The organism is Sphingomonas sp. OV641, from assembly GCF_900109205.1.
Lineage (GTDB): Bacteria > Pseudomonadota > Alphaproteobacteria > Sphingomonadales > Sphingomonadaceae > Sphingomonas.
In genome coordinates, this window is the sequence record NZ_FNZB01000001.1 from 358,714 (window position 1) to 372,512 (window position 13,799).

11 protein-coding genes are annotated in these 13,799 nt (G+C 65.5%); 1 reads left to right on the forward strand and 10 read right to left on the reverse strand.

Features of this window, described 5'->3' with window-relative positions; all coding sequences use genetic code 11:
• Nucleotides 1-6 precede the first annotated feature (6 nt).
• Nucleotides 7-849: a hypothetical protein gene (locus tag BMX36_RS01645; protein ID WP_093063454.1), complete on the reverse strand. Its 843-nt coding sequence runs from the start codon at nucleotides 847-849 to the stop codon at nucleotides 7-9.
• Nucleotides 850-998: 149 nt separating this feature from the next.
• On the opposite strand from BMX36_RS01645, the gene BMX36_RS01650 reads away from it, so the two are divergent.
• Complete coding sequence (locus tag BMX36_RS01650; RefSeq protein WP_093063455.1) at nucleotides 999-2,591, forward strand: hypothetical protein; 1,593 nt, start codon at nucleotides 999-1,001, stop codon at nucleotides 2,589-2,591.
• A 67-nt stretch (nucleotides 2,592-2,658) separates the two neighbouring features.
• Here the strand turns inward: BMX36_RS01650 and BMX36_RS01655 are convergent, their stop codons facing one another.
• The 9 genes from BMX36_RS01655 to BMX36_RS01695 form a co-directional block, all read right to left on the reverse strand.
• The gene (locus BMX36_RS01655) at nucleotides 2,659-3,654 is read right to left on the reverse strand and encodes a glycosyltransferase family 2 protein (RefSeq protein ID WP_093063456.1); all 996 of its coding nucleotides are present in this window, start codon (nucleotides 3,652-3,654) and stop codon (nucleotides 2,659-2,661) included.
• Nucleotides 3,651-4,604: an NAD-dependent epimerase/dehydratase family protein gene (locus BMX36_RS01660; RefSeq protein WP_066778104.1), complete on the reverse strand. Its 954-nt coding sequence runs from the start codon at nucleotides 4,602-4,604 to the stop codon at nucleotides 3,651-3,653. The genes BMX36_RS01655 and BMX36_RS01660 overlap by 4 nt, the downstream gene beginning before the upstream one ends.
• A gap of 6 nt (nucleotides 4,605-4,610) precedes the next feature.
• The gene (locus tag BMX36_RS01665) at nucleotides 4,611-5,834 is read right to left on the reverse strand and encodes a class I SAM-dependent methyltransferase (RefSeq protein ID WP_093063457.1); all 1,224 of its coding nucleotides are present in this window, start codon (nucleotides 5,832-5,834) and stop codon (nucleotides 4,611-4,613) included.
• A gap of 25 nt (nucleotides 5,835-5,859) precedes the next feature.
• Nucleotides 5,860-7,080 (reverse strand): DegT/DnrJ/EryC1/StrS family aminotransferase, encoded by a 1,221-nt coding sequence (locus BMX36_RS01670; protein WP_093063458.1) that lies wholly within the window; start codon nucleotides 7,078-7,080, stop codon nucleotides 5,860-5,862.
• Nucleotides 7,071-8,231: a CDP-glucose 4,6-dehydratase gene (rfbG, locus tag BMX36_RS01675; protein WP_093063459.1), complete on the reverse strand. Its 1,161-nt coding sequence runs from the start codon at nucleotides 8,229-8,231 to the stop codon at nucleotides 7,071-7,073. Before rfbG ends, BMX36_RS01670 begins: the two co-directional genes overlap by 10 nt.
• The gene (gene rfbF, locus BMX36_RS01680; RefSeq protein WP_066778114.1) at nucleotides 8,224-9,039 is read right to left on the reverse strand and encodes a glucose-1-phosphate cytidylyltransferase; all 816 of its coding nucleotides are present in this window, start codon (nucleotides 9,037-9,039) and stop codon (nucleotides 8,224-8,226) included. Before rfbF ends, rfbG begins: the two co-directional genes overlap by 8 nt.
• 236 nt (nucleotides 9,040-9,275) lie before the next feature.
• Entirely contained in the window at nucleotides 9,276-10,460 is a 1,185-nt protein-coding gene (locus BMX36_RS01685) for a glycosyltransferase family 4 protein (RefSeq protein ID WP_093063460.1), read from the reverse strand.
• Between the two features lie 109 nt (nucleotides 10,461-10,569).
• Nucleotides 10,570-13,059 carry an ABC transporter permease gene (locus tag BMX36_RS01690; protein WP_093063461.1) on the reverse strand — a complete coding sequence of 830 codons (2,490 nt, stop codon included), beginning with the start codon at nucleotides 13,057-13,059 and terminating at the stop codon, nucleotides 10,570-10,572.
• Complete coding sequence (locus BMX36_RS01695) at nucleotides 13,056-13,787, reverse strand: ABC transporter ATP-binding protein (RefSeq protein ID WP_093063462.1); 732 nt, start codon at nucleotides 13,785-13,787, stop codon at nucleotides 13,056-13,058. Before BMX36_RS01695 ends, BMX36_RS01690 begins: the two co-directional genes overlap by 4 nt.
• Between the last annotated feature and the right edge of the window lie 12 nt (nucleotides 13,788-13,799).

A 13,799-nucleotide genomic window follows, 5' to 3' on the forward strand; every position in this document is an offset into this window, starting at 1 on the left:
ATCGCCTCAGGCGGGCCGCTCCTTGCCAGTAAACAGGGCCTCCACTTCCGATCCGGCGCCGTAGCGTTCGACGATTTCCAGTTCGTCATCGGCGGTCAGCCGGAAGAGCGTGCCGTGATGGTCTGCGGCATTGAGTGTCCGCACCACCAGCAGCCAGGCGCCGGGACCGCGCAGATAGGTACGGACATTTGCGACCGCTTTCGTCATGTCCTCGGCCGAAAAATAGTGCCGGTTCAGCAGATTCGCGGCGCGGATCAGATCAAATCGGCCGATCAGCGCAGGGTTGAGCCGCGTCACGTCATCTTCGATCAGCGAGACGTTCTTCATTCGTGCGAGATGCGGCGTAACCAGCGCGACTGGCGTGCCAGCGGCAGCGTCCGGAACCTGGGGGCCGAGCAACCGCTTCGCAGCGTTGCCGATCGCCGCCATGCCGGTGACGTAATCTAGCCGGCGACGCCATGGTCGGATCGGCGCGCCCAGCACGTCATATTGAAGAACGTGGCCGCCGGGCTCCACCAAGGCGCGGCAGCCCCATGGCAGCTTTACCAATTTGGCGTGGATCAGCCGGTCCGTCGCGGTCACGTGCGGCACCTGGCCGGAGCGGCGGAGCGCATTGACCAGCTCGATCGTGGTCGTCCCCGACGATATGCCGAGATCGAGCAATTCGTCGATCCGACTGCCCGCTTCGGTCAGGCGCTGCACCAACAGGGAGTCGATGGCGGCCATCCGGCCCGCCTCCGTCCGCTTGAACGTGGCATTGCCCGTCTTGAGCGAGCCGAAGAAGCGCGCCTCGTACCGCGTGGAGATGCGATCGAGCGGTCGGCCGAAGAATTGAGTTGCGGTGGGCACGGAATCTCCGTCGCGCGGTGAATAGATTTCCTTGAAACTAGGCCGATGCGCCGCGCCGCGCGCCGGTTCGGACGGGCTAATCCGCCTGAACTCTCCATGACGGGATGTTTGCACGTAAACCAGGGGAGCAAGCCCGGGGAGCTCGACACATGCAGGACGCACCGATCATCGTAGCGGGAAGTCCGCATCTAAGCGCGAACGAGGCGAAGGTCCGCTTCATCACGGTGATGATCGCATCTGGCGCCTTGTTGCTGGTGATCGCCCGCGTCCTGACTTTCCCGCTGAAACGCGACGAACAATTCTACATCATGGGCGGCGTGCTCTTCTCGCCCGGGCTGTACGAGAACTTCGGATTCAGCCACCTTCCCAATCTTCCCTTGCTGTTCAACGTGATGTTCGAGATGCTTGGCACCACGCATTATGTGCTGGTCGCCCGCCTAATCATTGCAGCCGGCTGGATTGCGGCGACGCTTGCGGCATGGCGCATCGGGCGAGACATTGCCCGCAGCACCGCGGCAGCGGCGATCATCATGGCGGCGCTGCTGCTCAATCCCGTGTTCCTGGACCAGACCGGGATGGCAGCGACCAACAACTTCCTGCCCGTTCCACTGATCCTCTGGGGCCTGTGGGCGTTTGTTCGCTCGGTCGAGAAGGGCGGGGAGCCAAAGCTGGCGTTGCTGACGGGGCTGCTGCTCGGGACGGCGGCCGGCATGAAGGCGAATTACGCGGTCGTCATCGCGCCGATGGGGGCGGCCGCCTTGTTGATGCCCACAAGCCTCATCTTGCGTGACCGGCTTGCACGGTTCGCGCTGCCCATGGCGGCCGGCGCGATCATCGGATTGCTGCCGACCCTGTATTTTCTGGCGAAGGATCCCGCCGGGTTCTTCGTGCACACGGTCAGTTTCCACCGTGGGCCGCAGCTCGGCTTCTGGTCGCTCGTCTCGCGTGAAGTCACCCCGGCGATCACGCCCCGCGCGAAGTTCATCGTTGCGAGCGGCGTGTGGCTGGGCGGCGCCTCGCTCGTGCTGGTCGCAGTGCTGATCTACTCCGCGATACAGGCGCGGCTGCTGCGATCACGTGATGGAGTGCTGGCGACCTTGCTGGCGATGCTGGTGCTCGCGGCTGCCATTTCCTTCATCCCGACGCCCGCGTTCAGCCAATATTACACGCTGCCGATCCCGTTCCTGCTGATGGTATTTGCCGTGACGGTGAGCAGGATGAGCGATCCTGAGCGCGCGCTCTCCGCGCCGGTCTTCTGGTCCGCGGCAGCGGCGATCACGCTGGCGGGACTGCCCGTGACAGCGCCGTCGATCCTGGATGGCGTGCGGCCGCAGAAGTGGACCGGTATCGCCGTGCACCGCGAGGCGGAGAAGATCGCCGCGCTGGTGCAACGATCGGGCCCGATCGCCACGGCCGGGCCGCTGCATGTCGCCGAGGGTGGCGGCTCGGTCTATCCCCAGCTTGCGCTGGGACCGTTCGTGGTGAGGGCGATGAAGTTCGTGCCGGCAGACGAGCGGGCGCACTTCGCACATCCCGAAGCGCTGGAGGAGATGCACGGGGTTTTCCGGCGCACCATGCCTGCAGCCATCCTGACCGGCTTCGACGCGACGCTTGACCCGGTTCTGAGCGCCTTTGCCAAGGAGGCGGGCTATCGCCCAATGCCGATGCCGCTCCGCCGATCGAGCCGGGAGGAGCGGGACGGTGCGGCCGTCTATGTCAGGCCGGATGGCGCTGCTCGATAGCGTCTGCGACTAAGGCTTTCCTGACCGAGCCCCAGCATTCGCCGGGCCGCTGGTCACTTCACGTTGGTCAGGCTCCGGGAGCCTGACGCAGCGGTACGATCTCGAAATCGAGGGAGAGTGGGCCGGCGCCGTTGAGCTGCGCCTCGACGATCGGGGCGGGCCGGCCCTTAATCTCGAGGAACATGCGGCCGAGATACTCGCCGATAATGCCCAGAAACAGCGCGTTCAGCGTGATGCCGAGCAGCAGAAGGATGGTGGTCGTGGCAAAACCCGCGGGCCATTGCTGGCCAAAGATCAGCCGCCCGATGAGATAGCCGACCATCAGCAGGATGGTGACCACGCCAACCGCGATCCCGATGCCCGACGCCATGCGAAGCGGCACCAGCGAGTGGTTCAGCAAGCCGTCCATCGCCAGCGAGACCATCTTGCGCATCGGAAACTTGCTCTCGCCAGCCGTCCGTGCCGCACGATCATAAGCGAAGCCGACCTGCGAGAAGCCCATCGAGCTGATCATGCCGCGCAGATACGGGCTGGTATCGCGAACGGAGCGGAGCTCTGCGAGGATGCGCGCATCGACCAGGCGGAACTCGCCGGCATCGATGGGAAGATCATCGTCGCTCATCGCGCTGAGCCCGCGGTAGAACAGGCGGCGCGCGGCGGCGACCGCGGGCGGATCGGCCAGCGTGCGCCGGATCCCATAGACCACCTGATGACCCTGGCGCCAAAGCGACAGCATCTGCGGGATATGCTCAGGCGAATCCTGAAGATCGCAATCGATCTGTACGGAGCAGGCGCCACGCGCGTTCTGATAGGCGACCAGGAGCGAACGCTGATAGCCGTAGTTGCGCGCAAAGCGGATCACCCGCACCCGCGGATCGCGGGTGGCCAGTTCACGCAGGATCGGGAATGTCCGGTCGGTTGAGTGATTGTCGGTGAAGATGATCTCGCACGCGTAATCGGGCAAGCGATCGAACACCGCGACGATGGCGTTGTACGCCTTTTCGGCGTTGTCTTCCTCGTTGAAGGCGGGAACGAGGATGGAAACGAGGGTGGGATCGTTCATGCCGCAACCTTTTCGCTGCGCAGCGCATCGATCGTGCGCCGCAGGCCTGCCTCAAGGGAGTAGGAGGCGCGCCAGCCCAGAGTGGCGAGCGCGCGCGACGTGTCACCAAGCACTACGTGCGGCACCATGTCCGCGCCGCCGCCGCCGTGATCATCCGCGAACCGGATCAGCTGCGGATCCGATCCGCAGCAGCGTGCCACGAGATCGGCTGCTTCCGCCATGGTGCACGCAACGCCCGTCGCGAGATTGACCAGACGCGCGGCGGGATGCTCCGACCGCGCCGTCGCAATGAGGCCGCTCACCACATCGTCAACGAAGATGAGATCGCGCCGTTGCTCGGGAAAGCGAATGAACGCCGTCTCGCCGGCGAGACATTGTTCAATCAGCCAGGGGATGAGGAAGTCCGACGACTGGTTTGGCCCGTAAGTGAGGGCGAGCCGCGCGGTGCGCACCGGGAAAGCGAGATGGCGGCCCACCGCCGACGCGAGCTGCGCCGCCGCGACCATGGTGCCGGCATAAGCGCTCTTGGGCTGTTCGCGCTGCCCCTCACGCGAAGGAACGGGGCCGTCGCCATATTCCGCGAGCGTGCCGGTCCGTACGAATGACTGCGGCGGCACGGGGAGCGCGGCCGCGGCCGACAACAGGCCGAGCAAGATGTCGAGGTCGCGGACGATCGCCACCCGATCCTCCGCCACGTCGGGATGCGGCGTCCGGCCAGTCCAGGTGGCGAGATGATAGATGATGGTCGGCGCTATTTCCCCCAGTGCCTGCCGAACCGCAGAATGATCGGACAGGTCGAGCCGGTGGACCGTCGTGCCGGGCGCCAGGCGGTGAAGCGTGGTGCCCGGCCGGACGAGCGCGTGGACACAGGCACCCTCCGCCATGTGCCGTGCGGCGAGCGCGCTGCCGATGAAGCCCGCCGCGCCGGTAATGGCGATCCGCTCGACCATCTCGCGCTACGACACGAGCACAGGCTCGGGCAGCGGCACCAGGAACCGGCCGCCACGTGCCGCAAAGCCCGATTGCTGGGCGCGGATTTCATCAAAGAAGTTCCAGGCGAGCACCATCAAAACGTCGGGCTGCTCGGTCTCGATTGCTTCCGGAGAGCGCACCGGGATCTTCATCCCGGGAGAGTAAAGGCCCTGCTTCAGCGGATTGCGATCCACGAGAAAATCGAGATCGTCAGTGCCGATGTTGTAGAAATTGAGAAGAGTGTTGCCCTTTGCCGGTGCGCCGTAGCCCGCCACCTTTAGTCCCTGAGCGCGCAGATCGCCCAGCATGGCCGTGAGCCGGCGGCCGATGTCCGCCACGCGATCGGAAAAGTCGTCATAGGTGGCGGATAGCAGCATCCCGCCGGCTTCCTCTTCCTGCAGCATCTCGGCGACGGCTGGCGTCGGTGCGCTGATGCCGCTGCGCTGCAGGAACACGCGCATCGATCCACCGTGAACCGGCAGCCGCGTGACGTCCACCACCTCGAGATCGAAGAAGGCGCCGAGCTTCTGAATCGACAGCAGGCTGAACTCGGAGACGTGCTCCTGATAGACCGTGTCGAATTCGTTGCGGTCCAGCAGCTCCTTGGCCCAGGGCACCTCGATCACGAAGGTGCCGTCAGGTGCGAGGAGATGTGCGACGCCGGACATGAAGCTGTGCAGATCGCCAATGTGATTGAAGGTGTTTGTCGTGACGATCACCTTCGCCTGACCGGTCTTCTTGATCATGTTCGCCGCCGTTTCCGGCCCGAAATAAGCGACGTGCACCTCAACGCCGCGCGAGGCCGCGATCTCGGCGAGATTGGCAGCCGGATCGACGCCCAGCGTCTTGCAGCCGAGTGCATTGCACGATTGCAGCAGAAGGCCGTCATTGGCGCCGATGTCGACAATCAGCCCGTCACCGGCGCGCTCAGCCAGCACCTTCGCCAGACCGGCAAAATGGGTGTGCATGGTATCCGCGCCCGAGGGAACGTACAGATAATGGCGGAAGAAATCGGCCGGTATCTGGTCCGCCACCTGGATCAGGCCGCAGTGCAGGCAGGCCTGGGTGTTCAGGGCAAAGCTGGGCTGTTGTTCCGCAAGCTCGCTTTCGCGCACGAACATGTTGGCGGGCGGATGATCCCCCATCGGCAGGAACAGATAGGGTTGCGGTGCAAGGCAGGCACGGCAGCTGTTCAATCGGTCACTCATGTAAGCCCCCCAAGTTCAACAAAAGTCAGGCGATCTTGAGCTCCGGCGTGGCCTGGCGCGGCTGCTCGCTCGCGAACTCTTCGAAACAGGTGTGGATGTAGTCGATCTCGGCGTCGGTCAGGCCGTGATGGCAGGCGAGCAGAATGCCGCCGCGCATCACCGCGTCCGCCATGGGATAGCCACCCGCCGCCGTGCGCACCTCGACGTTCATCATCGCCGGCTGACGCAGGATGTTGCCGGTGAAGACCACGCGGGTCTGGATGTCGCGCTCCTCGAGGAAGATCTGGAGCGTGCGGCGGTCGAACGGCGCATCTTCGCGGATGGTGAGCGCCAGCGCGAGCCAGCCGGTGCGCGAGTCGGGCAGCTGTTCGGGAAGGATGAACCAGTCTGCGTAACGCTCGAAAAAGGCGCGGTGCCGGGCGAAGTTGCGTTCCCGCAGCGCGATATTGTGATCGAGCTTGTCAAGCTGGACGAGGCCGAAGGCGGCGCCGACCTCCGAGGGTTCCAGATTGTAGCCAAGTTCCTCGAAGACGAACTTTGCATCATAGGGAATTCCCTGAAGCGCCACGTCGAAGCGCCGGGAGATGCTTTCCGAATCGACGAAAAGCGACGAGGACCGGCCCCAGGAACGCAGCAGCCGTGCGCGATCCGCCAGCGCATCATCGTTCACGCAGAGCATGCCGCCGTTACCAGCGGCGTTGATGACATGGCTGCCGTAGAAGCTGGTCGTGCTGATGTCCGAGCGCGTGCCCGTGCTGGTGCCGCGCAAGGTTGCACCCAGGGTATCGGCGCTGTCCTCGATCACGATCAGGTTGTGGCGTTTGGCGATCGCATGCAGCTTGTCCCAATCGGGCAGGTTGCCGATCAGCGACGGGACCATCATCGCGCGGGTGCGATCGGTGATGAGCTCCTCAATCTGATCCTCGTTGATGTTGTACGTGCCTTCGCGCACGTCGACGAACACCGGCACCAGCCCGGCACGGATGATCGGCGCGACCGTGGTGATGAAGGTCAGCACCGGCGTGATCACTTCGCTGCCGGGCGGCAGCTTCAGCAACTCGACGGCCAGGTAATTGGCCGAGGAGCCCGAATTCACCATGATGCCGTGCTTCTTTTCGAAGAGAGCGGCGACCCGGGCTTCCATTTCCCGGACACGGGCGCCCATTTGCGTGGAGCTGCGCAGCACTTCGACAACGGCGGCAATCTCCGCCTCGCCGTGTACCGTCTGACCGTAGTTCACGCGCATGCGGCAATCTCCGTGGATGAATCGAGAAAAGGAGGGGGATTGCGACGGGCGAGGCCGGCGTCGCGGGTGTAAAGTTCGATCTGGCGCTGAGTGTAGGCGCGCATGTCGGTTTGCCCGCGCAGGTGCGCCTTGTACCAATCGACGGTCAGCGCGACGGCCGCTTCGAACGACAGGCGCGGGTGCCAGCCAAGGCCAGTGCGAGCCTTGGTGCTGTCCAGACGCAGCACGCCCGCTTCGTGCGGGGCGGCGACCTCCTGTCCGTAGCGGATGTCCGGCGCGCCGGCGCCCCAGCAATCGACAAAGGTGCGGGCAAAGGTCCCGACGTTCACCGCTTCGGCTGGATCGGGGCCGAAGTTCCACGCGCCAGCGGCGGAACGATCCCCCTCCATCAATGCGGTGGCAACCTGGAGATAGCCGGAGAGTGGCTCCAGCACGTGCTGCCACGGGCGGATCGCAAGCGGATTGCGGATGGTGAGCGGCAGGCCAGTGCTGGCCGCCCGAACGATATCCGGCACCAGCCGGTCGACGGACCAATCGCCGCCACCGAATACGTTGCCAGCGCGGACCGTGGCGACCAGCGGCGCGTCGGGGGCGCTGAAATAGGAGCGGCGAAAGGCGTCAGCGACCAATTCGGCGCAGCCCTTGGAGGCGCTGTACGGGTCAGCGCCGCCCATCGGATCGCATTCCCGGTAACCCCAGGTCCATTCGCGATTGTCGTAGCATTTGTCGCTGGTGACGATCACGATCGCGCGCAGCGACGGCATGTGGCGGGCGGCGTCCATGATCGCCGCCGTGCCCATCACGTTCGTCTGAAACGTTCCGAGTGGATCCGCATAGGACGGCCGGACGAGCGACTGCGCGGCAAGATGGAAGATTACTTCCGCATCCACCCCGGCAAGCACGGGCGTGAGCGCAGCGGGATCGCCAATGTCGGCGATACGGTGATCCAGCAGCTCAGCGATCCGCGCGCTTTCGAACAAGCTGGGTGCGCCGTCGCACGGGGGGAGCGCGACGGCGCATATGTCGGCGCCCAGCCGCCGGAGCCAGAGCGCCAGCCAACCACCCTTGAAGCCGGTGTGACCCGTCAACAAGACCTTGCGGCCGGAGAGCGCCTGACCCGCCCGGTGGTCGGCAGCCGTCGCCTCACGCATTGGCTGCGATCCGCTTGACCACCGAGCCAGCGCTTTGATCGAGGGGGCTCAACCAGGGCGCCTGCCCGGACACACATAGACCCGAAAGATGATCCCGATCGCGCACCGTATCCATTGGGTGCCAGAAGCCGTGATGGCGATACGCGAACAGTTCGCCGTCCTCCGCCAGACGGGACAGGGGACCCTGCTCCAGCGGCTCGGCATCGCCGGACAGATAATCCAGCACTTCCGGTTCGAAGACGAAGAAGCCGCCGTTGATCCACGTTTCGTGCTTCACGACCTTTTCGGTGAATTCCGACACCCGATCGCCGGTGAGCTCAAGATTGCCGAAGCGCGCCGGCGGCTGAACCGCGGTGACCGTAGCAAGACCGCCGTGGCTGCGATGGAAGCTAAGCAGCGCATCGATATCGATGTCGCCCACGCCATCGGAATAGGTGCAGAAGAAAGGCTCATCGCCGATCCAGTCGCGCAGGCGCAGCAGGCGACCGCCGGTCATGGTTGTTTCGCCGGTGTCGACCACCGACACGTTCCAGTCCATCGTCTGGCTGGAGCGCAGCGCGATCGCGCCATTGTTCACATCGATCGTGAAGTCGTTCGCCATGAAGTGCAGATCATGGAAGAACTTCTTCATGATCATTGCCTTGTAGCCACAGGCGACGACGAAGTCGTGGAACCCGGAGCGGGCGTATATGTCCATGACATGCAAAATGATCGGTCGACCAGCGACCTCCACCATGGGCTTGGGAATGCGGGTGGTTTCTTCCGCAAGACGCGAGCCGAGCCCGCCCGCAAGCAACACCGTTTTCATGGCCTGGGCCTCCACTGCCAACGGCGTAAGATTAACCGCGGCAGAGGCGAGTGCGCATGGGGGCACTCGGGTAGCGCACTAACCCGTGCGGATAGGCCCTTCGGAGCGCCTCCCTTGCTCCTTTCGGAAGCATGAAGAGGGGCATGTGTCAGGCGGCCGGACATATGGAACGCTCAGCCCGCTCAACGGGTCCATCATTATTCCTGGCGACATCGAACGGCGCGGGCCCGGGCGGCTCACGCCAGAGCGTGCACCTTTGCCGGCCCGGCCGCCACCGCAAACGGTGGCACCAGTTCGTCATACACGTTCATGACGGCTGCGGCGTGACGCCTGGCGCCGAAATGATCGAGCGCGTGTAGGCGGGCAGCATCGGCGAGCCGATGCCATTCCGCCTTGTCGGCCAGCAATCCAAGAGCCGCCCGCGCCATGGCGGCAGGATCATCCAGAGGCACGAGCGGGCCGAGCCTGCCGCCGCGCAGCGCCTCGACATTGCCGCCGGAACGAGTGGCCACAACCGGCGTGCCAACCAGCATGGATTCGATCAGCGTACGTCCAAAGGGTTCATCCTTGGCCGGCACCAGCAACAGATCACAGCCCGCGATCCAGTCGGCACCGGGCGCGCGATAGCCCATCAAGCGAATGGCGTCCGTCACGCCCAGCCGCTTCGCATGGGCCATCAGCTCATCGCTGCCGATTTCGAGTGGGGTGCCGAACAGCAACCCGCACACCGGACGGCCGGGATCGAGATCGCGCAGCCGAGCAATCGCCTCGATGAAGTGGAACGGCCGCTTGCGCACGATCATCACACCAAAGAAGCCGAGAAACTGGGTGTCGGGGGCGCAGCCAAGTTCGCCGAGCAGGGCGGCCCGGCGGGCGCGCCGATCGGCCTGCACATCAGTGTCAAAGGGGCTGTGGATCACCTGCGTCGGAACGTTGCGCGTGTCCACGTCACCCAAGGCGAAGGTAGAAACCGAAATGATCGCGTCGGCGATCCGTGGGGCGACGAGCCGCAGGCCACGCGCATCGGGGCTGCTTCGATGATGCCAGACCAGTCGCGCTCCCGCGCACTTGGCTGGCGCGGCCCAGATCGCGTGCGATCGGCCATCGTTGGTATGAACGATGTCGGCGCCCATCGCCCGGATCATCTCGGTGCAGGCGCGCGAGGCCTTTGCTATTCCGATGGCGTCGCGCAGGCCAGCCCTCTCGCCATGACGGAGCGGAGGCAGGAAGCCTGCATGTCGCACCGGCACGTCGGCGCTGCGCATCAACCGCGCGATCTCGCCATCGGGCTCCTGGACGATGACCATGGGGTCGAACCGATCCCGGTCGATATTCTGGAGCAGGCCATGCGCCGAAATGTGGCTCCCGCCCAGTGCCTCTCCGCTAAACGGGAAACAGATCCTCGTCCGTCGTCGTGCCACGTTCGTTCCTCGGGGTGGGGTCCGGTATTGATGTACCCCAAGGTGGGAGTGCTGCTCCTAGTTAATCGGAGTTACGCCGGAGTCGGCACGTCGGCGCACTGTTGCCAAATCAACCAGCGCGCAGACCGGCAGCCGGTGTGGCGCGCAAGGCGGGAAGGCTGCTTGCCACCCCCACGCCAAGGGTCATGACGATCGATACGCCGAGGGTGCCAGCGATCGTCCACGGGTCCGGCGCCCAATGAAGTTCCAGAACATAAGTGACGACATACCAACCCGCAGCCGTGCCGAGCAGCAGCGCAACTACGGCAAGAAGCAGCGCCAGCAAGCCGTATTCGATCGCCTGACCGGCAAGGAGCTGACGCCGACTGCCGCCGAGCAGCTTCAAAACGACCGTGTCATAGCGCCGCGCCTGACCGGACGCCGTCACCGCGCCGATGAGCACCACGATGCCGGCCGCCACCGTCACGGCAGCGGCGGCGCGGATCGCCAGTGCGATGCGCCCCAGCAATTCGCTGACCTGGCCGATGACGTCACCGGTGCGGAGCATGGTGACGGAGGGTAGGGCGTTGGCAACAGCCGTGGCGACCGCGCCATCGCGGGCGGGGGGCGCATAGACGCTGGCAAGCAGGCTGTGTGGCGCTTCCTCGATATAGCCTGGAGAGAAGATCAGCGCGAAGTTGAGCCCGAGCCCCTGCCAGTCGACCTTGCGTAGCGCGGCGATCCGCGCCGGTATTTCGACACCCAGCACCGCAACGGTGACGGCATCGCCGACCTTCAAGCCAAGGAGTTCCGCCGCGCGATCCTCCAGCGAGATCAGTGGTGGCCCCCGGTAGTTGGACGGCCACCATTGTCCGTCCACCACGTCGTTGCGCGGCGGCACCGTGGCGGACCAAGTAATCGTCCGGTCGCCTCTCAGGATCCAGGCGCCTTCGGGCAGCGTCTTCATGTCGGCCACCCGTTGCCCCTTGATCGCGACTATCGAACCACGCAGCGAGGGCACAGCCTCGATCGTGGCGCTCGGCGCGCCTCGGTTCACGGCGGCGCGGAAGGTTTGCTCGTCTTCGGGCTGGACATCGATGGCAAAGAAACGCGGCGCCTTGGCAGGCGCCGTGCTGGCCAGTTCGTTCGTAAGGCTGGTGTTGATCGCGGCAAGCGCCACGAAGAGGGAAAAGCCGAGACCCAGCGCGACCACCAGCCGATCCGTCTGGGCACCCGGACGATGGAGATTTGCGAGCGCCAGACGCACAAGCGGCCGGCGCGGGCGGGGGACGCGCGCGAGCAGCCAGCGTAAGGCGACGCCAAGCAGCCACAGCAGCAGGACGAACAATCCGGTCGCCGCGACGAAGCCAAATGCGATGGCACGATCGCTGGCAGTAAGGACCGCCAGTGCGATCAATGCGGCAAGGATGAAAGCCATGGCGAGCAGCACCGCGGGCGTGGGGCGACGGGCCGCCGAGACCGCATCCCGCAGCAGGCTTGCCGCGGGTACGGCGCGGGCGCGGGCGAGCGCCGGCAGCGAGAAGAGAAGTGCGACGAGCAGGCTCAGGCCGGCCGCTACGAGCAGGGGGGCGGGGTAGAGGGCGAGTTCCGGCGGGATCGGAAGCGCGCTGCCTGCAAGCGTGCCGACGATCCACGGGATTGCTGCGCCCACGGCGAGCCCTGCCGCCACTCCTAGGCCAGCGACTAGGCCGATCTGAAGCAGGAACACGGCGGCGATGGTGGCGGAGCGTGCACCCAGCACCTTCAGCGTGGCAATCATCCGTCCCTTGCGCTCGAGATATGCGCTGACGCCGCTGCCGATACCGATGCCGGCGATGGCCAGCGCTGCAAGGCCAACCAAGAGGAGGAACTGGCCGAGCTGGTCGATGCTGCGCTTCACATTGCCCGCAGCATCCTGCGGCGTGCGGGCGGACCACCCGGCGCTGGGAAAGCGCCGCACGACCGCCTCGCCGGTCTTACCCGCATCGAGCCCGGGGTGGAGCAGAAGTCGGGTGCGGCTTTGATAAAGGCTGCCGGGCTGGATCACCTGGGTGGCGTCAAGGCCGTTCATGTCGACCAGCGCGGTCGGGCCGAAGCTGAAGCCAAGGGTGTCGGGTTCGGCGGCGATCACGCCGATGACCCGCATCCAGGCGGCGCCGATGCGGACCTGATCCCCGACCTTGAGGTTCAGGCGATCGGCCAGTGCGGGGGCAATCGCAACGCTACGCCCGCGCGGGCGCATGGCAAGGGCGCCTGGCCGAAGCTCCAGTCGACCGATCAGCGGCCATGCCTGATCCACAGCGCGCAGATTGATCAACGTCGATGCACCGGCGGACCGGGTCTGCGCCATGGTGTTGACGGAAACGCTTTCCGACGTTCGACCAAAGCCGGCGAACACTGCGCTCTCCTCGACAGTCGGGCGCCGCTGCGACACGCGCAGCTCCAGGTCACCGCCGAGCAACCGGCGGCTCTGGGTGTCGAGTGCAGTCGTGATCGACGCCGACAGGCTGCCGATCCCCGCGAGCGCCGCCGTGCCGAGGAAGAGGCAGACCAGCAGGAGCCACAAGCCGCGCCCACCGGCACGCAGATCGCGGACGGCCAATCGCCAGGCGTTTCTCATGCGGCGCGACCGTCCCGGACGATACGCCCGTCAGCAAGGGAGATTACCCGGTCGCACCGGTCGGCCAGGTTCGGATCGTGCGTGATGACGAACAGGGTCGCGCCGGTGTCGGCATGCCGCCTGAACAGAAGGTCCATGATCGCGGCGCCGGTGGTGCCATCGAGATTGCCGGTCGGCTCGTCCGCGAACAGTAGCGGCGGTCGGGGTGCGAGAGCGCGGGCGATCGCGACGCGCTGCTGCTCACCGCCGGAAAGCTGCGCGGGATAATGGGTCAGGCGATGGCCGAGCCCAACGGCCTCCAGTTCCGCCTCCGCCGTGGCAAAGGCATCCGGTCGCCCCGCCAGCTCGAGGGGAACCGCAACATTCTCGAGCGCAGTCATGGTGGGCAGCAGGTGAAAGGCCTGCAGGATGATGCCGATACGGCCGCGCCGGGCTACCGCAAGTTGATCCTCGTTCAGCCGATCGAAGTCGAGGCCCGCGACGTGTACGCTTCCGCCCGTCGGCCGCTCCATGCCCGACAACACCGCCATCAGCGAGGATTTACCTGAGCCCGAAGGGCCGAGCAGCGCTACGCTGTCTCCCGCATGCACGATCAGATCTATGCCGCGGAGAATTTCCGTCCGGGCAGGCGGGCGACCAAGCGCCAGCGTCAGATTGCGTGCCTCGATGACGATGCTATCGCCAGCGGCGCGGGCGGGGGCTGGCGAGGAAAAAGCGGATGCTGTCACATAGGCGCGGAT

What these genes read in the sequence shown, in the direction of transcription:
- rfbF (WP_066778114.1), bottom strand. Translation starts at nt 9,039, where the DNA reads ATGAAAACGGTGTTGCTTGCGGGCGGGCTCGGCTCGCGTCTTGCGGAA.
- BMX36_RS01690 (WP_093063461.1), bottom strand. Translation starts at nt 13,059, where the DNA reads ATGAGAAACGCCTGGCGATTGGCCGTCCGCGATCTGCGTGCCGGTGGG.
- BMX36_RS01670 (WP_093063458.1), bottom strand. Translation starts at nt 7,080, where the DNA reads ATGCGCGTGAACTACGGTCAGACGGTACACGGCGAGGCGGAGATTGCC.
- BMX36_RS01655 (WP_093063456.1), bottom strand. Translation starts at nt 3,654, where the DNA reads ATGAACGATCCCACCCTCGTTTCCATCCTCGTTCCCGCCTTCAACGAG.
- BMX36_RS01650 (WP_093063455.1), top strand. Translation starts at nt 999, where the DNA reads ATGCAGGACGCACCGATCATCGTAGCGGGAAGTCCGCATCTAAGCGCG.
- BMX36_RS01665 (WP_093063457.1), bottom strand. Translation starts at nt 5,834, where the DNA reads ATGAGTGACCGATTGAACAGCTGCCGTGCCTGCCTTGCACCGCAACCC.
- rfbG (WP_093063459.1), bottom strand. Translation starts at nt 8,231, where the DNA reads ATGCGTGAGGCGACGGCTGCCGACCACCGGGCGGGTCAGGCGCTCTCC.
- BMX36_RS01660 (WP_066778104.1), bottom strand. Translation starts at nt 4,604, where the DNA reads ATGGTCGAGCGGATCGCCATTACCGGCGCGGCGGGCTTCATCGGCAGC.